This window comes from Undibacterium hunanense, assembly GCF_014284335.1.
GTDB classification, from domain to species: domain Bacteria; phylum Pseudomonadota; class Gammaproteobacteria; order Burkholderiales; family Burkholderiaceae_D; genus Undibacterium; species Undibacterium hunanense.
This window is the reverse complement of the sequence record NZ_JACOGF010000005.1, coordinates 49716-70919: the sequence shown is the minus strand read 5'-3', so window position 1 is coordinate 70919 and position 21204 is coordinate 49716. Positions and strand designations below refer to the sequence as shown.

Below are 21204 nucleotides of genomic sequence, written 5' to 3'. Positions count from 1 at the left end.
GATGAACAAGGCTATTCAACAAGTTTCGCGCCGCGCTTTCTTGCGCAACACTGCCGCCGCCAGCGGTGGACTGGTGCTGGCTTACCTGACCGGCCAGGCCGGTGAAGCCATCGCCCAGGTCAGCAAAGCAGACGGCACGGCAGCAACTGGCGATTTCACACCACATGCACTGATACGCATAGGTGCGGATGGCACGATCACCCTGGTATCAAAACAACCAGAAATCGGTCAGGGTATCAAAACCTCATTGCCGATGGTGATTGCCGAAGAACTGGAAGTCAGTTGGAAGGATGTACGTATCATCCAGGGCGATCTTAATCCTGCCTATGGCAGCCAGGGCGCAGGTGGCTCCACATCCACGCCCACCAACTACAATGAATTTCATCGCCTGGGTGCCACTGCCCGCACCATGCTGGTCACTGCTGCCGCCCAGACCTGGGGCGTGAATGCGGATGAATGCCATGCCGCAGACAGTGCCGTGCATCACCCTGCCAGCAAACGCAAGCTGACATATGGTGCACTGGCAAGCAAGGCAGCGAGCCTGCCGGTACCGGATGCAAAAAGCGTCAAGCTGAAAGACCCGGCCACTTTCAAATTGCTGGGTACACGCATAGGTGGTGTCGATAACCTGGCCATCGTGACCGGCAAACCTCTGTTTGGTATTGATGTCAAACTGCCCGGCATGCTGTATGCCGTGTATGAAAAATGTCCAGTATTTGGCGGCAAGGTCGTCAAGGCCAACCTGGATGCCATCAAGGCTTTGCCCGGCGTGAAAGATGCCTTCATTATCGAAGGCACAGACAATATCCGTGGCCTGGTACCTGGCGTTGCCATCCTGGCAGAAACCACTTGGGCCGCTTTCAGTTCCCGCAAACAATTGAACATCACCTGGGATGAAGGCAAGACAGCCGACGACAGTTGGGCAGGTTTTGCGGCCCAGGCCAAAGAATTGGCTGGCAAACCTGGCAGCACTGTCTTGCGCAAGGATGGCGATGTCGCCCTGGCATTGAGCAAATCGGCAAAAATGGTAGAAGCGGCGTATAGCTATCCGTTTATTTCACATGCCAGCATGGAACCACAGAATTGCACGGCAGCCTATAACGCCAAAGATGGCAGCATCGAAATCTGGGCACCGACACAAAACCCCGAAGCCGGGCAAAACCTGGTGGCAGAAACCCTGAGCATTCCCAAAGCCAGCATCAAACTGCACATCACCCGCAGCGGTGGCGGTTTTGGCCGTCGCCTGAGTTCTGATTTTGTGGTCGAGGCAGCCGCCATCGCCAAACAGGCCAAGGTGCCGGTCAAGCTGACCTGGTCACGCGAAGATGATATGCGGCATGATCATTTCCGTGCTGGCGGTTTTCATTATCTGCGCGGCGGCGTTGACAGCAAGGGCAAGCTGATCGCCTGGCACAATCATTTTGTCACCTTTGCCAACAAGCAGATGCGCGACGGCAAAGCCACGCTGCAAACAGGCAGCGGTGCCGGTTTGTCTGGTGACGAGTTCCCCGGTCGCTGGCTGGAAAACTGCCTGCTGGAACAAACCCCGCTGGAATGCAGTATTCCCATGGGACCATGGCGCGCACCTGGCAGCAATGTGTTTGCCTGGGTGTTCCACAGTTTTATCGATGAATTGGCCCATGCAGCAGGGCGTGATCCGCTTGAATTCCGCCTCGACATACTGGGTGACAAGGACATCGTACCCGGCACCGGTGAACGCGGCCAGGCCTACCATGTGGGCCGCATGAAAAAAGTCTTGCAGGAAGTCGCTGACAAATCCGGCTGGGGTAAAAAGAAGTTCCCACGAGGTCAGGGCCAGGGCATTGCCTTCCACTTCAGCCATCGCGGTTATATTGCCGAAGTGGCGGAAGTTACGGTCAGCAAACAGGGCGAACTGACGGTGGACCGCGTAGTGGTTGTCACGGATATAGGCGCACAGATCGTCAACCTCAGCGGTGCAGAACACCAGGTGCAGGGATCGGTGCTGGATGGTATCAGTACCCTGATGTATCCGGAACTGGACATACAAAAGGGCCGTATCGTGCAGAGCAACTTCCACGAATACCCGCTGATGCGCATCAAGGACAGTAAAACAAAAATAGATGTGCATTTCCTGAAAACCGATTTCCCGGTCACTGGCCTGGGTGAACCGGCCTTCCCGCCTTTGGCACCGGCTGTCTGCAATGCGATCTTTGCAGCGACCGGCAAGCGTGTGCGGCAGTTACCCTTGTTGCATACCGACCTGAGCTGGAGTTAAATCCAGCGAAACTTGCACAGCATGCGGCCTGAACAGACAAGAAAAATCTGTTCAGTGCTGCGCACGCGTTCAGCCCGCCATTTCTGCCAGTGCCTGCAGGCGCGCGATGACAAACTGCGCCACCGGGGAATGACTGCGCCCGCGCAGGGACACAATACCTACTTCCGAATACATGGTGGGCACACCAGGCAACACTAACGCTGCCATCTCGCCACGCCGGATTTCATCACTGACTGCGGTGTAAATAGCTGCCAGCACCGTGTCCGATTCCAGCGCTGTTCGCTTGAGGGTCAGCACGTCATCACATTCCAATGCTATGGGCAAAGGCTTGCCTGCCTCCAGACCCAGCAATTGCCCCAAAGCCTGGCGTATTGCCTGCGGCAGCCGTACAGAAGCCAGGCCATATGGCACGATATCTGTGGCCTGCAAGCCCGGCCTGTTCAGCAAAGGGTGGCCAGTACGCACAAAGAACCCGCCGGGCTGGCGCGCCAGCAAGTGGATGTCCAGATCTTCATCTGGCGGCAGTTCCCGCGTGTCAGCCACAAAAAAATCCAGTTCTTCACTGCGCAAATGCTGGGCCAGGTATTCCCAATTATTGACTTCCACCCGCAGACTGACAGTTGCATATTGCTGACGCAATTCCGGCATCAGCAAAGGCAGCAGCGTCGCCGCAGGAAAAGGCCCGACACCTATCGCCAGATGTCCTATCTGCTTTTTACGGTACAGGTCAATATCCCTTTCCAGGCAACGGCTGTCAAACAGCAGCTTGCGCGCCCGCTCAATAAAAAAGCTGCCCGCCGGTGTCGGGCTTACCTCGGTCGTGCCACGATCAAACAGTTGCACCTGCAATTCCGCCTCTGCCGCCTGTATGCTGCGGCTGAGGGCTGATTGCGACAAATGCACGCGTTCAGCCGCACGCGCGAAATTTCTTTCATCTGCCAGGGCAACCACATGCCTGAGCCGTTTCAACTCCATGACCGTATATCCTTAAAAAATGCGGGCGAGCAAGCGCTACAGAAGTTAATTATTAAGTAACATTCTCATGCAAGCCGCGCATGGATTTTAGCGCAAGAATGCATTGGACACGCGGCACTGCCCACCCTACACTCTTCCTCAAAATATATAACCGGAGATCGTTCATGTCGTTCGCGCCCCGTTCTGCAAAAAGGATATTCCCTGTCGCCCTGACGCTCACCGCACTCGCCAGCAGCCTGCTATTGATTGCATGCGGACAAAAAGCCGTCACCAATAACGCCACCAGCGCAGCCAATAACGCCATCAGTAATGAAGCCAGCGAGACGACGCAAAAAGCCAATACCGACATGGGCAAGGCACTGGCGCTGGATGATCAGCAAGATTTTGAAGATGCCAAACGCGGCCTGATCGCAAAACCAGAAGGAAAAATCCTCGGCCCCACAGGTGAGATACTGATCGACTTCGATGCCTGGAAGTTCATAGAAGGCCCGGCCCCGGCCACCGTCAACCCCAGCCTGTGGCGCCATGCCAAACTGAATGCACAAACCGGCCTGTTCAAGGTGACTGACGGCATTTATCAATTGCGCGGCTTTGACATCGCCAACATGAGCATTATCGAAGGCAAAACCGGCTGGATCATCGTTGACCCGCTGACGTCCAAAGAAAGTGCCGCCAGCGCCATCGCCTTTGCCCGGAAGCACCTAGGGGACAAACCTGTGGTCGCCGTCGTCTTTACCCACAGCCATGCCGACCATTTTGGTGGTGCACTCGGTGTCGTTTCGCCGGATGAAGTGAACAGCAAAAAAATACCCGTCATCGCCCCCGATGGTTTCATGGAAGAAGCCACCAGTGAAAACATCCTGGTCGGCACCGCCATGGCCAGACGTTCTGGCTATCAGTTTGGCAAAGACCTGGAACGATCAGCCAAAGGCCAGGTCGATACCGGCCTGGGTAAAAGCGTGGCCTATGGCAGTGTCGGTGTGCTGGAACCGAATCAGCTCATCACCAAAGCAACGCAGGAACTGACACTGGATGGCGTCAACTTTGTTTTTCATAACGTACCCGGTGCAGAAGCACCATCAGAACTGACCTTCAGCATCCCCGATAAAAAAGCCTATGCCGGCGCAGAAATCCTGGCGCAGACCATGCACAATCTATTACCTGTGCGTGGTGCCAAAGCCCGTGATGCACAGCGCTGGGCAAGTTACCTGGAGCAGGCACTGCTACAAAGTGCCGATGCCGATGTCTATTTTGGCCAGCACAACTGGCCAGTCTGGGGCAAGGCACGCATTGCAGAATTCATTACCAAACAGCGCGATGTCTACCAATACACGCATGACCAGACGGTGCGCCTGATCAATGCCGGTTACACGCCCTATGAAATCGCTGACAAGATCAAACTGCCAAAATCATTGGAAAGCTATTTCGGCGCACGCGGCTACTATGGCGACCTGCGTCATAACGTCAAAGCCGTGTACCAGTTTTATATCGGTGCCTATGACGGCAATCCGGCCAACCTGAACCGCTTGCCACCGCAAGAATCGGCCAGGCATTATGTCGAACTGGCAGGCGGTGCAGACAAAGCCATTGCCGCAGCCCAGGCCGCCTTTGGCAAGGGTGACTACCGCTGGACAGCAGAACTGCTGAACCATGTCGTCTTTGCCGACAGCAATAACAAGAGCGCCAAAGAATTGCTGGCCCGTACCTATGAACAAATGGGCTACATGGCCGAAGCATCCACCTGGCGCAACAGCTACCTCACTGCCGCCAATGAATTGCGCAATGGCCCACCCGCCAAGGGTGTGAACCGTGCCGCCATGATAGACATGCTGGCCCACACCCCGATAGAACGCTTTCTGGAAGCCATGGCCGCCGGCCTGAATGGCCCGGATGCCGAAGGCAAGGATTTCAAAGTCAACCTGGTGCTGACTGACAGTAAAGAGTCTTACGTACTATGGATAGAAAACGCCGTCCTGCATCACAAGAAGGCCGAACCGGCCAAAGATGCAAATGCCACCCTGACGCTGACCAAACCCATCTTCATCAAGATGATGGCAGGCACAGCAGGTGTCAAAGACACGCTGTTCAGCGATGATTTGAAAGTCGATGGCAGCAAGATAGATCTGGTGCGCTTCTTCGGGCTGATAGACAAGGCACCGGGAACGTTTGCGATTGTGACGAAATAAATAACACGCCAAATTTCAGAATGTAACGACCGCCCCCCTAACCATGTCTTCTGCGATAGCATAGCGCTATCCTGTCGAAGCAGCAGGAGTACCCTTAGCTATGAAGACATGGAAACAGCGCACTCAGAAACAACTCATTTTTCGGCATCCTTTGCCCTGTTAAAAACGCGGCGCTTTGGCACTTTCTGGTTTGCCAGTTTATTGTCCAATATAGGCACATGGGCGCAACAGGTCGCGCAACCATGGCTCTTGCTGAGTCTTGGCGCTTCTTCATTCATGATAGGGCTGGATGCTTTTGCACTGGGTGCTCCGGCATTTTTTCTGACCCTGTTTGGTGGTGTACTGGCTGATCGCGCAGACCGGCGTCGCATCATCAGCATCTTCCAGTCGATACAGATGCTGTGCCCGACCCTGCTGGTCGTGTTGCTGCTGACTGGCACGGTGCATCCCTGGATCATCATCTGCCTGTCGCTGGTGGTGGGTGTGACGGATGCGCTGTCCATGCCATCCTTCCAGTCCATTGTACCGAGTCTGGTCGAACGTTCACAAATCGCTCAGGGACTGGCACTGAATTCGATACAGTTCAACCTGTCGCGCATTCTGGGACCGTCTATCGCTGGCGTCCTGCTGGTGAGTGTGGGCGCAGCCGGATGCTTTACCATCAGTGCCGTATCGTATCTTCCATTCATTGCAGTAGCCTTGTGGATACTTCCACGCGGAAAAACTACGGCAGATGCCAGTACTGCGACGAGTGGACAGGGCCTGTTTTCGGGTGCGCGCGATATCGTCGCAGACCCCAATTTACGCGGTGCCCTGATCACGGTACTGACCACCAGTTTTTTATGTAGCCCCCTGATCACCTTCACGCCGGTTCTGGTCAAAGAATCGTTGCATGGCGACGCCAGCCATTTCAGTATAGGCATGGCTTCATTTGGCGTCGGTGGCATGTTGGGTGCATTCAGTTTGCTCTTGATCAGCAGGCATATTGATTTACGCAACTTCAGTTCAAAGCTGGCAGCACTGTATGGTTTAACGCTGGTGCTTGCCGGATTGAATACATGGAATTGGGGCCTGCCTGTCTTGCTGGTCTTTGCCGGACTATGCATGACAGCCAGTAACACCGCAGCCAATTCGCTGTTACAGGCCAGTGCCAGTCCACAACTGCGCGGCCAGACAGTCAGCCTCTACATGCTGGCCATGCGCGGCGGCCTGTCCGCAGGTAGCCTGCTCACCGGCATATCGGTGCACCTGACGGGCGTTCGTACAGCATTGATCATCAATGGCTGCCTGGCAGTGGCGATCCATGTGTACACCGGCTGGGCATGGCAGCGGACAAGCAAGGTAGTCATCACTTCCTAAAAATCTGCAAGGTTTCGCTGGAACGCAAATAGACCGACTGCAACTCCGTCATGCAAACACAGCATTTTTAATGCCGTAATCCCATACTATTTCAATAGCTCTGCGCCACCAACATCAAACTTCAGCAATATCGAAAAATTATCGACAACACCATCACACCGTCTGCGGCCTGGTCTTATGAAAAATCACTGGGCTATACGGTACAGATGACGGCGGTGGTGCCTGCAAAATGTGTTTTTTCATTGCGCCTATGATGTGCATTTCGCAGGGCTTGCAGTCGAATTTCAGCGTGTATTTTTCTTCGCCTGTGACCAGGGTCATGGGTTCGGCCTTGACCTGGCCTTGTACGCCTTGCACGCCCTTGGCCTGTTTGGGGCAGAGGTTGAACGAAAAGCGCAGGCAGTGCTTGGTGATCATCAGCGATACTTCGCCTGCTTCTTCATGGGATTCGTAGGCAGCAGCGATCAGTTGTACGGCGTGTTTTTCATAGAAGCTACGGGCCTTGTGGTTGTACACATTGGCGAGGTAGCTGAGGGTGGTTTCCGGATAGGCGACTGGTGGCTCGACGGCCGGTGTGCGCTCAGGTCGCTGCCATGCGGCCAGGCGTGCAGCTTCGTGCGCGGCAACGGCGTCGCGGCGCAGGGCGTTGATGACAGAAGATGGCACGAACCATGGCTGCTGCAAATCCAGATTGACCTGCTCCGCTTCAAACATGGTATTACCGAGTTTGGCGAGATTGTCACGCAGGCCTGCTTCGGCCTTGTCGCGGTTTTGTGCTGGCTCCAGCGCCAGTTGGGTGCTGACTTCAGATGTCACGCCGTCTTCATCGGTGATCTTCAGACGCAGGCCATTTGCCTGCTCTGCCAGTGTCAGCCAGACCGGAATACGGCGCTCGGCGGATTTTTTGGTGAGTGCGTGTTCCCAGCGATGGTCACGGTTGCGATTGATCAGGGTGCCGACTTTGATGCCAGTCAGTTCTGCCATTTTTTCATTCGGGAAAACGCGCCAGATTTCGCCGTTGTCTGATGCGCCTACCCGCTCTACGGTGTTGGCCTGTATGCCAGCGACATCGCGTTTGACCATGTAGTTGAGGCCATCACCATTCGACATGGGTTCATTGGCTTCGATCTCAAAGAAGTTGGCTGCAAGGCGGGTCACATAACCAAGATGCAGGCCGACATATTTGGGTGAATCGAATGCGCCTATGTCTTCAAGGCGGCCATTGGCAAAATAATCGGTGTGGCCGCGATGGAAATTCTTGTCCACATTGGGTGTGAATGCCACCTGGCTATGGCCGCTGGAAGCACGGGTGAATTCTGGCCTGCGTTCCAGGATTTCATCCAGCAGCAAACGGTAATGGGCAGTAATGTTCTTGACATAGCCCATGTCCTTGTAGCGGCCTTCTATCTTCAATGACTGTACGCCTGCATCAAGCAAGGCTTCCAGATTGCGGCTCTGGTCATTGTCTTTCATTGACAGCAGGTGTTTTTCATAAGCGACTACCCGGCCCTCACCATCGCTCAATGTATAAGGCAAGCGGCAGGCTTGCGAGCAATCGCCACGGTTGGCACTGCGGCCATTGTCGGCATGCGAGATATAGCATTGGCCAGAGAAGGCCACGCACAATGCGCCATGCACGAAATATTCGAGCGGCGTGGCGACTTGCGCCTTGATGGCCTGTATCTGTTTGATCGTCAGTTCACGCGCCAGCACCAATTGCGAAAAACCGACATCGCCAAGAAACCTGGCTTTTTCCACACCACGGATATCACACTGGGTACTGGCATGCAGCTGGATAGGTGGGATGTCGAGTTCCAGAATGCCCATGTCTTGCACGATCAGGGCATCGACACCGGCGTCATACAGTTGACGTATCTGCTTGCGTGCCGGTTCCAGTTCTGAATCATGCAGAATGGTGTTCATGGTCACGAAGATGCGTGCATGGTAGCGGTGGGCAAATTCGACCAGGGCCGCGATTTCGCTGACTTCATTGCTGGCATTGTGACGTGCGCCAAACGAAGGACCACCGATATACACGGCATCTGCACCGTGCAGTATCGCCTCGCGGCCAATTTCTACAGTTTTGGCGGGCGATAAAAGTTCAGTCTGGTTGGCAAACAGGGTCATGGTGTACACCGGTGACGTGGAAAGGCCGAAATTATAACGAAATCAAGGGCTTATGTCTTATTTGTATTCACTATCAGGGCATAAAACCGTGCCATTTGATGAAAGTCTGGCACATTCATTTACGGATAGTAAGTTTCAGGCAACATTTACCGTGACCACACATGACAGTGTAGTCAGGTCTGCGCAGATAACCAGAAGATATGCTTCCCTGACAAAATTTCATTGATAAAACAAACACACAGGCGTTGCAAGGGTCTTGCCTGCTCTACAATGCCTAGCTATACCGACTTGAGCTATCCAAACGCAACCATGCGCCTATCTTACACCCGCCCGCTGTTACCAAAACCCTCGATCTTGCTGAGTTTGCTGAGCTTACTTGCCTCAATGGGTTCTTTATTGCCAGCACTGGCAAATGCCCAGAGCAATCTGCCACCTTCAGTGGAAGCAGTATTCAGCCAGACCGGGGTGCCGCAACAGGCCATGAGTGCGATAGTGATACCTGCCAGTGGCGGTCAGCCGGTGCTGGCACATCTGTCGGAAAGGCCGATGAACCCTGCATCGACCATGAAGTTGCTGACCACACTGATCGCGCTGGAAGAACTGGGGCCGACCTTTCGCTGGAAAACCCAGATCTTGACCGATAAGCCGGTAAAGAAAGATAGCTATACCGGCAACCTTTACCTGCGCGGTGGCGGCGACCCCAACCTGACGCTGGAAAAGCTGGGCAGCATGCTGCGTGCCTTGCGCCAGCAGGGTTTTCGTAAAATCCGTGGCGATATCATTTTGGACCGCAGCTATCTGCAACCAGAGCGCCCGGATGTCGGCGCCCCAAACTTTGATGAATATCCGGACGCCTATTACAACGTGATACCGGATGCCCTGCTGGTCAACAATAACCTGATGAATCTTGGCATTGATGCCGGTACCGACAAAATCAACGTACGTCTGGGTACACCACTGGATAAACTGAAAGTCACGAGCCACCTGCATTTCAATGATCTGCCCTGCTCCGCGTGGGAAAAAGAATGGCTGCCGCCAGCGATCGACTATGCGACCACACCGGCTGGCATGACGGAAGTAACGCTGAACGGTGGTTTCCCGCGTCGCTGCAAGATCAATAACAGCATCAATATCCTTGACCGTAATCATTACATCGCCTATGCAATACGGGCACTGTGGCAAGAAATGGGGGGCAGTTGGCAAGGTGAAGTCCATGATGGCAAAGTACCGGCCAATGCAGTTGTAGTGGTAGAGCGCACATCGGAAACGCTGGCAGATATTATCCGCATCATCAACAAGCAGTCTGACAATACCATGGCGCGCATGTTGTTCATGACGCTGGGCACAGAATCGGCCAACAAGCCCGTCAGCAACAGTCTTGAAGCCGCCAATACCCGTATCAGGCAATGGCTGGGGAAACAGAATATCAATGATGCTGGCCTGGTGCTGGAAAACGGTTCCGGCCTGTCACGCATAGAACGCATCAGCCCACAGCAAATGGCGGGCATTTTGCAGGTGGGCGCACGCAGCAACTGGAATGCAGAATTTTCCAGCAGCATGCCGGTCGCTTCGCTTGATGGCACCATGCGCCGTCGTCTGAAAGGCAGCCCAGCAGAATTACGTGCCCGCATCAAGACCGGTACGCTCAAAGATGTGGTGGCCATCGCCGGTTATGTCAGGGATATCAATGATCAGCAATGGATAGTGGTGGCCACCATTAATCATGAAGACAGTATCAAGGCCAAATCAGCACTGGACGAATTGATTAGCTGGGTTGCTGCCGGCAGACGTTGAAACTGTGTTGACGAGTCGTTGAGCAGGTGTTGCAGAAATGTAGAAGAAACGTAGAAAAAGCGTTCAAGAGTTGTTGAAAAAGCGTTGAAAAAACGTTTATATTGCACCTGCAGTCTGTAAAAATAACTGCGCACGTCCACACTTATTTTTTCTGCCTGGCCTTGTCAGGAACGACTACATATTTTTGCTGATCAGCATCGAAGTGAAACAGCTTCTTCCCCTTTTGCGCACTGACCTGCAGTTCATAGGTTGACGTGCGTTCGCCCTCGTTATCCATGGTGTGGGCAAGCTCCTGATAACGGTAATGCTTGTCCGCAAAATTAAGTGTGATGTCACCCGGCGCAGTGCTACCCATGGCAATGTCCCATTTGGCGAGGTAGTCATGACAATTCGGTGGTTCTGCTTCGTTTTCATGCACACGCAGGCGCACGTGTCTGCCTCTGGCATGAGCGCTGCTGGCTGTATTGGCATTGCGGATGATATTCACGCATTCTGGCCCACTTTCTTCATGCACGGCCAGGTCCAGTCCATTCGTTTTATCCAGCATTGGCACCAGATTATTGGCGTCAATACGAAATAATAATAAACGGGTACTTGCTACACCCTGTTTCAGTTGGCTGTGTTCCAGCGCCAGTGCAAACTGACCGGGGAACAATTCAATGATGCTGGTGTTACCGATCGCCGAATTGCGGCCATTGTTGTCCAGCCATTCAATCACATCCTGTCTGCTGACCAGTGACCAGGCTTCACCACGCCGATGAAACCAGTAAGCAGCCAGCAAAGTCGGCTTGCCTGCATCGAGGGTATCGCCCTTGACCAGCAAGACGGCACTGTCTTCATTCAATCGCTGTACCTGCAAGGCATCCATACGCAGGCCCGCCTGCAAGGAGGCGGAAACAGACACAGGAAATTCAGCCTTCAACAGTGGCGGCTTGACGACAGCATTTTGCTCACCATCCCAGCCCTTGAACACCAAGCGCATCAAGTCCCGCCGTTCCAGCGTCTGTACAGACTCCGTCCGTCCACATGCCGCCAGCACAAGCAGGAACAGCACAGAACCCAGGAATTTGATCAGGGACACGCGAAATTGCACGAGGGAAATTTTATGAATGAAGTAGCAGAGATTCTAACTGATCGCTGTTCGTAAGCATGGTTTTGCCAATGAATATTCGCGCAGACGATATCATTTTCCAGTCTGGCGATGAATGCTGCGTTCTTACTTGATGGCAGCAAGAACGCAGTAATTGAGCATTGGAGGGCAAGGTTTCATGAACGGGAATACATCAAGCCATTAATGGTTTTAATGATTTTGCCGGTATTCACGAATAGCGCTGCGGTGCTCGCTGAGATCAACCTGATATAGGCCAAACAGGCCTTTACGTACTTTCACGATCACCACTTCATCCACAGTCTTGCTGCACCAGTAGGCTCTGGCGAGATTGGTATATTCAATAATGGGCAAGTTTTTGTCTTCGGGCACCAATGCGTTGCATGGTATGTTTCTGTGATAATGCGCTTCCAGTAAGGGGCCGCCCAGCAACTGGTTAATGCGTATGCCGCCCACATAGCTGGCGCCAGCAAACATTGCCCCGCTCAATACCGCCAGACCCAAAATGATACGTACGGGTACAATGCGTTCGCGACTCGCCATAAACAAGAAAAGCCCCAGTACCAGGCTGGCCAGCACCCCTGCCAGCACATGCGGCATGCCATAACTGGCATTGAAGAAGGCCCATGCTTCGCTTTGCAAGAAACGGTCTACGAAACCGTAGACCACCAGCACAGCCATGCCTGTCAGGACTTTTTTTGTCGCAGGATGCTTCGTCAGATCAAACATTGCCGCATCCAGATTGCTATCGGCAGCAAAGCTGTCGAACACGCCATGTTCGCGGAATAAGCGTACCAGTGCAGGTTCTGCATTTTTATCTGCCACCGGCGTGGCGCCGGCATTTTGCAACTGCCAATCTTTACTGCGGATGGCCCATGGCAGCTTGTGCGCATGCGAGCGCAATTGCAAGACACCAAACCGTGGAATGAAAGATACGCTCTTCAGATCATTCCAGCGCATTTCTCTTCCAAAGAATGTCAGATTGGCCAGCAGTGAGGTTGAAGTCTGTTCCAGACGCAGCCCTTCAGCATTAACAACGAGTCTGGCAGAGCGGTAAGACCATTGCATGATGGATTGCACCAGCACGAGCGCCAGGCCAAAGACCAGCCCACTCCACCGCTCAGGATGCCGGAGCGAAAACATGCCCCACATCTTTTCCAGAGTCAGCAGGCTCAGCATATTCAGATGCATGAACCAGAAAAAGGTGCCCACCACGCTGGCAGCCAGCGCAACATACGCCAGCTTTTCTATCAAGAATAGCTCGCGTTTTATCCGGGTAAATACATAGCTTGTACGCACATCCTGCATAAGGCCTTTCCAACTGCGTGGCAGTAGTCTAAGTAGTCTATATGGCAATCAATGCGCATGATGTCATGAAAAAACTTTCGCTACAAGATTCAGCCCTGATTTCAGCCCTGATTTCAGCCCTGATTTCAGCCCCGATTTCAGTCCCGATTTCAGCCCCGATTTCAGCCCCGATTTCAGCCCTGATAGCGTGCACGCAATAACTGCATCATTGCCACATTCTGCTCCCACGCATCGGAAACCACCTGGTTCGTATACGGCAGGGTCTGCGTGTAGGGGGATGGCCCAAATTCTGGCGTCAGCGTGATCTGTTGTTTGCCGGATGCGCGCTGCTGGTGGATGATGGCATCCCACCACGACAGATGCTGTTGCAATGCAGCCGCATGTTCTGGTGCACGGAAATCATTCACCTGCGGACCCTGGCTATGACCAACACGGGCATGGATATGGCGTACATGCGGGTAGACCTGTTCCAGTACATGGGCCTGATCTTCGAGCAGCGATTCACAGGCGCAGCACCAGTGCGACAGATCGGCATTCAGGGCCAGTTGCGGTCGTTGCGCCAGGTAGGGCAGCAAGAGCATGGGATGGCCGCTGAAACGGCTACGGTGGATTTCATGCACGATGGGGACGCCGGTTCGGGCGGCGATCTCATCAGCCAGATCCAGCAATTCTGCATTTTGCGCATAGCTGTAAAAATCTTTGCCGGTATGCGTATTCACAAACAGGGGTCTGGCGGCACAGGCATTGCGCAGCAAGTCTGCCAGCGCCTGTTTGTGTTGCGCAAAGTCGCTGTGGAATACGGTTTCCCACTGCTGGGCGATCAGGTGCAGGCCGGCATCGGCGATGGCGCGGGTCCAGGCATCGCGTTCACTGGCATCCATGGGCAGAGACATTTCCACGCCGTCAAAACCGGCTTCCAGCACGCGGGCGATGAAAGCCTCACGACTCAGGTGGGCGCTGCCCCAGTGCGGGGCAAAAATCAATACACTCATATCATTACATTCATATCAATACACTCATACCCGGCCCTTCAGACAAAACCACGCACCGGGAAACTGTCATCGCGCTGTATCCAGTTGTGTGGTGAGTAATGGGTGCTGCCATCGGTGACATGCAGGGTATACGCATGGCGCGAAAAGGCCGAGCGATTGGGTGCGCTGTAATGCGGCAACAAACCATGGAAGCAGACCAGGCTGCCTGCTTTCACTTCCAGCGGTATGGCTGTACTGTCGTCGGGCCAGGGCATGGCATCAAGTTTTTCTACACGTACCTGATCACCTTCACGCACAAAGCGTTCACGCATGGGAGTGCGATGCCCGCCCGGTTCGGCCCACATGCAGCCGTTTTCCAGTGTCGCATCTTCGAGGGCAAACCAGAATGTAGTAACACTGACAGGATCGGTTTCAAAGTAAGTGGCATCCTGATGCCAGCGCACTTCACCACCTATGCCGGGTTGCTTGAAGATGTACATGGATTGCCAGATCTGTGGCTGCTGCAGGCCCAGTTGCTCAGCCACTTGTGCCAGAGCAGGGCCGCGAGAAAATGCGCTGAATACCGGATCAAGATCATGTATGGCATGCCCTATCTTGTTGATGGACAGGGCTTTGGCCTGACGCAGATTACCCTGCTCATCAAAGGCTTCTTCTTCAAAAAAACAACTGATATTGTTGGCCGAATTGAGGAAATAATGATCGACCTTCTTTTCCTGTTCTTTGGTCGTAAAGATAGACCTGGATGATGCAGGATCAAATTCATCGACAATTTTGGCAGCGCGTTCACGCAGGGCAGCAATGTCGGCCTGGTTTTTAAAATCCGGCACGACGATATAGCCGTCCTGATGAAACTGCTTGATCTGTTCGGCATTCAGCATGGCGACTCCTGTTGGCGTATGGCTGGATTGGTTGGACTAGCTGGACTGACTGGCACAGACTGATCAATATTGACGCTGCACCTTGACTTACATCAAGTGTAACGAATACAGCTTGTCTCTTACAACACCAACAATGGTTGACAGATTGTCTCCAATATATAGACAATCACTAGATGGACCAGTTAAAAGCAATGGAAATCTTTGTCGAGGTGGCGCGCCAGCGCAGCTTCAGTGCGGCCGGACGCCATCTGGGTATCAGTCGCGCCATGGTCAGCAAGCACATCATGCAGCTGGAAGCAGAGCTGGGGGCACGCCTGCTGCACCGTTCCACCCGTGAAGTCAGCCTGACTGAACTGGGTCAGGCTTATCTGGAACCATGCAGCGCCAGCGTCGAACAGGCTCGCCAGGCACGTCTGGTGATCAGCCAGGCCGGTCATGAACTGGCGGGTGGCATACGCATACAGGCACCCAGCAGCTTTGGCAGTGAATGGCTGGCCGATGCCCTGGCCCGCTTTGCACTGCTGCATCCCAAGCTGCAACCCACCCTGCATGTAGACGACAATTTGCTGGACCCGTTCAAGCATGGTTTTGACCTCAGCATCCGGGTTGGCGGCATACCGGACAGCCGTGGCCTGCATATGCGCCGCCTGGCACCCTGTCGCGGCATATTGTGCGCCAGCCCGGTGTATCTGGCGCAACATGGCATGCCGGTACACCCGGAACAATTGCTGCAACACCGCTGTCTGCATTTCAGCCACCTGACGCAAGGCAATACCTGGCATTTCGAACGCGCAGGCGAGCATCTTGCCATCGACATCACACCGGGGTTTTCATCCAATAATGGCAAGGTTTTGCACCAGGCAGCACTGCGGGGTCTGGGCATTGTGTATGACACGAGCTTTCTCGCATGGCGTGATCTGCTGGAAGGCCGTCTGATCCCCGTACTGACAGACTGGGCATTGCCACTGAACGACTTTACGGCCCTGTACCCGGCTACCCACAAAGTAGCACCGAAAGTCAGGGCTCTGATTGATTTTCTGGTGGAAGAATACCAGCCGGTGCCGGAATGGGATAAGGCCCTGTTAGCGGCCAGGCTGATCTGAATCAGGCGACATCCTGCGCCAGTCTGCCCAGCAGCTTCATCCCCTGTTCCATCTCACGTCCCCAGGGGCGTCCTATATTCAGGCGCAGATAATTCGCATATTTGCCAGAGCCAGAGAACAGGCTACCCGGCGTAAACGCAATGCCGACGCTGACTGCCTGGCGCAGCAGTGCCAGGGTATCGATATGTTCCGGCAATTCCAGCCACAACCACCAGCCGCCAGCGGGGCTGATGACTTGTGTCCCGGCTGGAAAATAGCGGTGTATCGCCGCTGTCGCCAGCGGTATGGTCGCAGCCAGTCGTTCACGCAATTTGCGCAAATGCGAAGGCAGGGTACCCGATTGCATGAATTCTGCCAGCACCGCCTGTTCAAACAAGGGCGTGATCAGGGACGTACTGAGTTTCAGCGAATTGATCCTGGCCTGGTAACGCCCGCCAGCAATCCAGCCTACGCGGAAAGCCGGTGCCAGGCTCTTGCTGCATGAACCACAATAGATGACCCTGCCCTGTCTGTCCCAGGCCTTGATGGCTTGCGGTCTATGCTGCAAATGCGAAAGGTCGCCGAATACATCATCTTCTATCAATGCCAGGTCATGTTGTTCTATCAAGCGCAGCAGACGTTTCTTGTTTTTTTCAGACATACTGCAACCTAGCGGATTCTGAAAGTTGGGCATGGCGACCACGGCCCGCACGCCCGTCTGATGTTCGAGTGCATATTCCAGTGCTTCCAGGCTGATGCCCTGGCCTGGCACACAGGGCACTTCTATCGCTTTGATGCCCAGGTTTTCCAGCATTTGCAGCAAGCCAAAGTAGACGGGCGATTCAACAATGACGGCATCGCCTGCCTGCGCTACCGCGCGCAGGGCTACGCTCAGGGCTTCGGTACTGCCATTAGTGATCAACAGGTCTGACGCCTCAAGGTCGACACCAGAGGTTTTCAGCCATTGAATCAATGCGGTCTTCAATGCAGGTAATCCCGTGCCACCCGGGTACACGCCGATGAGCATGGGATCCTGCCTGAGCTGGCGTTGGGCAATTTTTGCCAAGGCGTCGCAGGGGTACCATTCGGGTGCGGCACTGGCCAGATGCAGGCCCAGTTGCAGGGGTTGCGCTGTCAGCGAATACAGTTCTGTCATGCGGTGTTGCAGCGACACCAGTTTGTCATATTCAACCGCTGGCGGTGTCAGCTTTGTTTTCGATGCGAGGGTTCTGGCCTGATCCGCAGCACGAACCTTCCAGTCCGCCACATACATGCCAGACTTGCTGCGCGCTTCTACCAGCCCCTCGGTTTCAAGATACCGATAACAACGTATGACGGTGGATACACTAAGCTGCTTCAGGCTGGCAAATTCACGCACCGAAGGCAGGCGTTCACCCACCTGATAGCGGCCAGCCCGGATATCGCTGTCCAATGCCTGTGCCAGTTGTCTGTAACTGTGCTGCATAACAGATGCCCTCATATTCAATCTGTACAGCATAAATCAGTCTGGCACTGTAAGCAAATAACAGTCGCTGCTGCACTAGACTAAGCACATGACTACATCCCACACATCATCCCCTGCCACCAGCTCCCTTCTCTCTACTGCCAGCAATGTCAAGCCGGGTATTGCTCATAGGGCGGTTGATCTGTTCCCCGCCGTGCTGGCTGGCCTGATTGCCGTATTGATCTCTTACGCGGGTCCCATGCTGTTGATGTTACAGGCAGCACAGGCTGCCCATTTGACTTCTGCCCAAACCAGTTCATGGCTCTGGGCAGTCTCTATCGGTTCTGGCCTGTCTGGTGCATGGATGAGCTGGCGCTATAAAATCCCGGTCATCTGTGCCTGGAATACACCTGGTGCTGCCCTGCTGGTGACAGCGCTGGCGACACTGCCCTACAATCAGGCGATTGCTGCGTATCTGTTTGCAGCGGCCATTATCTTCCTCATCGGTGCCACCGGGATTTTTGAAAAGCTGATGGCGCACATCCCGAAAAGCCTGTGTGCCGCCATGCTGGCCGGCATACTGATGCGCTTTGGTGTCGATGTGTTTGCCAGCGCCCGCAGTGAAGCCCATGGTGCGCCGTATCTGGTGGGCCTGATGTTCATTGCCTATCTGTTTTACAAAAAACGTTCTGCCCGCTATGCCATCGTACTGACCCTGCTGACCGGGGTACTGCTATGGAGCGTGCTGGGCTGGGGTGATGCAGCCAATACAGCCGCCAATTCAGCAGCCATCACCTGGCAGGCCGGTCTGACCTTGCCAGTCTGGACTACACCGGAATTTTCTGTCAGTGCCCTGCTCAGCCTGGGCCTGCCGCTGGCACTGCTGTGCTTGACCGGCCAGCAGGTACCCGGCGTTGCGGTCCTGCGTGCTGCGGGTTATGAACGCGCACCCAGTAGTAAACTGGTCAGCGGCACTGGTCTGGCCAGTCTGTTGCTGGCACCATTCGGCGCACATGGGGTTAACCTGGCGGCGATTACTGCGGCTATCTGCACGGGGCCAGAGGCGCATCATCAACCAGAAAAACGCTGGGTAGCCGGCCTTGCCTGCGGGGTGTTCTATTTGTTGATAGGCAGCTTTGCCGGTTCGCTGACCACGCTGTTCCTGCATCTGCCGCATGCATTGGTGACCACGGTGGCCGGCCTGGCTTTACTGGGCGCGATACAGAATGGTCTGGTAAATGCCATGCAGGAAAACTCGGAACGTGAGGCTGCACTGATCACCTTTATCGTCACTGCCTCGAATATCAGCCTGCTGGGTCTGGGATCAGCCTGCTGGGGCATTGCGCTGGGCGTACTCAGTTATTACCTGCTGCGGGTAAAGACAGCATCACATGCCACTCAATAAAAGTGCATGCAATTATTCGCTGAACTTGCTGGCAAAGGTGGCAACGCCATCCCAGTCGGCAGGTGGCGGATTGTCACGATAATACGCAATACGTTCCAGGAAAACCTGGGCTGCGACATCGGCTGCATGGGTTTGCAGATAGTCTTTGAACAGCACCTCTGCCTCATGCCATTGCTGGGTACGAAAACTGTTCAGGGCGCGATGCCACAGGTCAAGTATTGCCGCCATACCTGCATCCAGATTGACCAATTCCACGACGGGTTCAAAAATGGAAATGGGCTGTGTCTTGCCCTTAACCCTGACTCGGTCAAGTTCTCTATACGCAAATTCCGGCGCAGCATTTTTTGTCGCCTCACCGACGATAATACCCACGCCGTATAGCTTGGTCACGCCTTCCAGTCTGGACGACAAATTGACGGCATCCCCCATCACGGTATAAGCCAGACGAATTTTGGAACCCATGTCGCCCACGCGCACTTCACCAGTGTTCAGGCCTATACCTATTTTCAGGGCTGGCCAGCCACGCTGGACAAATTCCTCACTCAGGCGTCGTGCTGTCACCTGCATTTTCAACGCGCTTTCTACCGATCGTCTGGCATGATCGGTAAGTCTTACCGGCGCACCCCAGAAGGCCATCACGGCATCACCTATATATTTGTCAAGCGTACCCCGGTTACCCCGAATTTCTTCAGACATCGCAGTCAGATAAATGTTGATGTATTCACGCAGGTCAACTGCACTCAGGGTTTCAGAGATAGAAGTGAACCCCCTCACGTCTGAAAACATGACAGTCAGCTCACGACTTTCGCCTTCCATGGTATAGCTGTCAGGTTCATCAGCCATCACGGCTACCAGTTCAGGTGCCACATATTCACCAAAACGCCTGACCACACCACGCAAGCGGCGTGATTCAACCACATAATTCCAGCCAAACACAAAGAGGAAAAGTAAAAATATCAACAGTAACGGCGTTGCCAGCGGCAGCACCTTATCAAAACTTTGATACATCCAATAATTAAAACCGATGGCTGCCAGCAGACATGACAGCGTGAACAAAATTGCCGATACTGGCTTAAGGCGTATGAGTGCAAACGTCAGGACAATGCCCAGCAAAATGACCTGTATCAATTCTATGCTGCGACTATCACTGGGTCTGACCTTGAAATCATTATCCAGTATCGAAGCAATCACATTGGCATGCATTTCAACACCTGGGTAATCAATACCAACTGGGGCCGTGCGCAAATCCTTGAGCCCTACTGCCGTAGTACCAATCAGTATAATTTTATCTGCGAGAACAGCTTCAGGTAGCTGTTTTTTTAAAACGTCAGTTGCCGATATGTAGGTGAATCGCCCGCCATCCGGGCCGCCCTTGCCTTTGTATTGAATCAGACTTCTCAACAAGGGTTCCAGAGGAATCGTCTTGCGTGGTGATGAATTCAGTACGATAGCTTCAATTTCATCATCCTTGCTGGCATCTGCCTGCAAGCTCTCGGCATCTTTGGAAAATTTTGGTTTCAGTCTGGTCGCATTCAGCGCCACCCTGGCAGTGGCCAGCGATAAGGCTTCATAATAATTTGATTTATATTTTGCCAGCAGAGGTATGCTGCGTATGACTCCATCAGAATCTGGTGTTGGGGTCAAGAAACCACCCGCTATGGCAGCATCCTGAAGCTGCTGCATATTGGCGATAAAACTGAAATATTCTGCCGATTCAACATCACGGCCACCCAACTCTGCTTGCAACAAGGCAGGTTTGGGCAAAGCCCCCTTGCTAACAGCTTTTTTATCATCTGAAAAAAAATAGCCAAGCACGACGGGGCGACTTTCAAATGCTTTAGTCAGGCGGTCATCAAAATCGAGTTGATGTTTCAGATTTGCCACCTGTTCGGCAAAGCCCTTATCGTCTTTTAACTCTTTCTTCGCCAATCCCTCCAGTATCTGGAAACCAGAGCTGCCATCTGGCTCAGGAAAAACAACGTCGACGCCCACGGCGCGCACATGGTAATCATCCGTCAATCTTTTGATCAGATCCGCCACAACCGAACGCTTCCAAGGCCATTGGCCTACCTCTGTCAGGCTTTTTTCGTCGATGTTGACGATGATGATATCTTTATTGAGCTGCGGGACTTCCAGGCGCATCCTGACGTCATAAGCAAAAAAATCGATCAGGTTGACCAGTCTTACCGGGAAAATAGCATTGGCCTGCAAGGCAACCAACACGGTCACAACCAGACCGATTATCCAGGGCACCTGTTTTCTGATATTTTTTAGCAAGCCGCCTCCCCA

General features: G+C 53.8%; 14 protein-coding genes. 6 read left to right on the top strand and 8 right to left on the bottom strand.

Annotated features, from left to right (window positions below; genetic code table 11):
• Position 1 precedes the first annotated feature (1 nt).
• Positions 2 to 2257 carry a xanthine dehydrogenase family protein molybdopterin-binding subunit gene (locus tag H8L32_RS11425; protein WP_186947365.1) on the top strand — a complete coding sequence of 752 codons (2256 nt, stop codon included), beginning with the start codon at positions 2 to 4 and terminating at the stop codon, positions 2255 to 2257.
• 69 nt (positions 2258 to 2326) lie between these two features.
• On the opposite strand, the gene H8L32_RS11420 is transcribed toward H8L32_RS11425, so the two are convergent.
• Positions 2327 to 3232, bottom strand: coding sequence for a LysR family transcriptional regulator (locus H8L32_RS11420; RefSeq protein WP_186947364.1), 906 nt, complete (start codon positions 3230 to 3232; stop codon positions 2327 to 2329).
• 164 nt (positions 3233 to 3396) lie between these two features.
• Between H8L32_RS11420 and H8L32_RS11415 the strand changes: the two genes are divergently transcribed.
• Positions 3397 to 5418 (top strand): alkyl/aryl-sulfatase, encoded by a 2022-nt coding sequence (locus tag H8L32_RS11415; RefSeq protein ID WP_186947363.1) that lies wholly within the window; start codon positions 3397 to 3399, stop codon positions 5416 to 5418.
• Positions 5419 to 5526: 108 nt separating this feature from the next.
• On the top strand, positions 5527 to 6777 hold the full coding sequence (locus H8L32_RS11410; protein WP_186947362.1) for an MFS transporter: 1251 nt from the start codon (positions 5527 to 5529) through the stop codon (positions 6775 to 6777).
• Positions 6778 to 6930: 153 nt separating this feature from the next.
• Here the strand turns inward: H8L32_RS11410 and H8L32_RS11405 are convergent, their stop codons facing one another.
• Positions 6931 to 8904: a peptidase U32 family protein gene (locus tag H8L32_RS11405; RefSeq protein WP_186947361.1), complete on the bottom strand. Its 1974-nt coding sequence runs from the start codon at positions 8902 to 8904 to the stop codon at positions 6931 to 6933.
• 309 nt (positions 8905 to 9213) lie between these two features.
• On the opposite strand from H8L32_RS11405, the gene dacB reads away from it, so the two are divergent.
• Positions 9214 to 10698 carry a D-alanyl-D-alanine carboxypeptidase/D-alanyl-D-alanine endopeptidase gene (gene dacB, locus H8L32_RS11400; protein WP_186947360.1) on the top strand — a complete coding sequence of 495 codons (1485 nt, stop codon included), beginning with the start codon at positions 9214 to 9216 and terminating at the stop codon, positions 10696 to 10698.
• Between the two features lie 142 nt (positions 10699 to 10840).
• Here dacB and H8L32_RS11395 read toward each other — a convergent pair whose 3' ends face one another.
• From H8L32_RS11395 to H8L32_RS11380, 4 genes are all read right to left on the bottom strand, one after another.
• Positions 10841 to 11779 carry a hypothetical protein gene (locus H8L32_RS11395; protein ID WP_186947359.1) on the bottom strand — a complete coding sequence of 313 codons (939 nt, stop codon included), beginning with the start codon at positions 11777 to 11779 and terminating at the stop codon, positions 10841 to 10843.
• A 219-nt stretch (positions 11780 to 11998) separates the two neighbouring features.
• A complete protein-coding gene (locus H8L32_RS11390; protein ID WP_186947358.1) occupies positions 11999 to 13114 on the bottom strand; it encodes a hypothetical protein in 1116 nt (371 codons plus the stop codon).
• Positions 13115 to 13287: 173 nt separating this feature from the next.
• A complete protein-coding gene (locus tag H8L32_RS11385) occupies positions 13288 to 14106 on the bottom strand; it encodes a sugar phosphate isomerase/epimerase family protein (protein ID WP_186947357.1) in 819 nt (272 codons plus the stop codon).
• A gap of 38 nt (positions 14107 to 14144) precedes the next feature.
• Positions 14145 to 14984, bottom strand: a complete 840-nt coding sequence (locus H8L32_RS11380; RefSeq protein ID WP_186947356.1) for a phytanoyl-CoA dioxygenase family protein — start codon at positions 14982 to 14984, stop codon at positions 14145 to 14147.
• 173 nt (positions 14985 to 15157) lie between these two features.
• On the opposite strand from H8L32_RS11380, the gene H8L32_RS11375 reads away from it, so the two are divergent.
• A complete protein-coding gene (locus H8L32_RS11375; protein WP_230412167.1) occupies positions 15158 to 16087 on the top strand; it encodes a LysR family transcriptional regulator in 930 nt (309 codons plus the stop codon).
• A gap of 1 nt (position 16088) precedes the next feature.
• Here the strand turns inward: H8L32_RS11375 and H8L32_RS11370 are convergent, their stop codons facing one another.
• Entirely contained in the window at positions 16089 to 17531 is a 1443-nt protein-coding gene (locus tag H8L32_RS11370) for an aminotransferase-like domain-containing protein (RefSeq protein WP_230412166.1), read from the bottom strand.
• An 88-nt stretch (positions 17532 to 17619) separates the two neighbouring features.
• On the opposite strand from H8L32_RS11370, the gene H8L32_RS11365 reads away from it, so the two are divergent.
• Positions 17620 to 18915, top strand: a complete 1296-nt coding sequence (locus H8L32_RS11365) for a benzoate/H(+) symporter BenE family transporter (protein WP_186947354.1) — start codon at positions 17620 to 17622, stop codon at positions 18913 to 18915.
• Between the two features lie 12 nt (positions 18916 to 18927).
• Here H8L32_RS11365 and H8L32_RS11360 read toward each other — a convergent pair whose 3' ends face one another.
• Complete coding sequence (locus H8L32_RS11360) at positions 18928 to 21192, bottom strand: CHASE2 domain-containing protein (RefSeq protein ID WP_186947353.1); 2265 nt, start codon at positions 21190 to 21192, stop codon at positions 18928 to 18930.
• Positions 21193 to 21204: the final 12 nt, after the last annotated feature.

Bases quoted from the DNA above. Each gene is read 5' to 3' on its own strand.
- H8L32_RS11375 (WP_230412167.1), top strand. From the start codon at position 15,158: ATGGACCAGTTAAAAGCAATGGAAATCTTTGTCGAGGTGGCGCGCCAG.
- H8L32_RS11405 (WP_186947361.1), bottom strand. From the start codon at position 8,904: ATGACCCTGTTTGCCAACCAGACTGAACTTTTATCGCCCGCCAAAACT.
- H8L32_RS11365 (WP_186947354.1), top strand. From the start codon at position 17,620: ATGACTACATCCCACACATCATCCCCTGCCACCAGCTCCCTTCTCTCT.
- dacB (WP_186947360.1), top strand. From the start codon at position 9,214: ATGCGCCTATCTTACACCCGCCCGCTGTTACCAAAACCCTCGATCTTG.
- H8L32_RS11415 (WP_186947363.1), top strand. From the start codon at position 3,397: ATGTCGTTCGCGCCCCGTTCTGCAAAAAGGATATTCCCTGTCGCCCTG.
- H8L32_RS11390 (WP_186947358.1), bottom strand. From the start codon at position 13,114: ATGCAGGATGTGCGTACAAGCTATGTATTTACCCGGATAAAACGCGAG.
- H8L32_RS11370 (WP_230412166.1), bottom strand. From the start codon at position 17,531: ATGCAGCACAGTTACAGACAACTGGCACAGGCATTGGACAGCGATATC.
- H8L32_RS11385 (WP_186947357.1), bottom strand. From the start codon at position 14,106: ATGAGTGTATTGATTTTTGCCCCGCACTGGGGCAGCGCCCACCTGAGT.
- H8L32_RS11410 (WP_186947362.1), top strand. From the start codon at position 5,527: ATGGAAACAGCGCACTCAGAAACAACTCATTTTTCGGCATCCTTTGCC.
- H8L32_RS11425 (WP_186947365.1), top strand. From the start codon at position 2: ATGAACAAGGCTATTCAACAAGTTTCGCGCCGCGCTTTCTTGCGCAAC.
- H8L32_RS11380 (WP_186947356.1), bottom strand. From the start codon at position 14,984: ATGCTGAATGCCGAACAGATCAAGCAGTTTCATCAGGACGGCTATATC.
- H8L32_RS11420 (WP_186947364.1), bottom strand. From the start codon at position 3,232: ATGGAGTTGAAACGGCTCAGGCATGTGGTTGCCCTGGCAGATGAAAGA.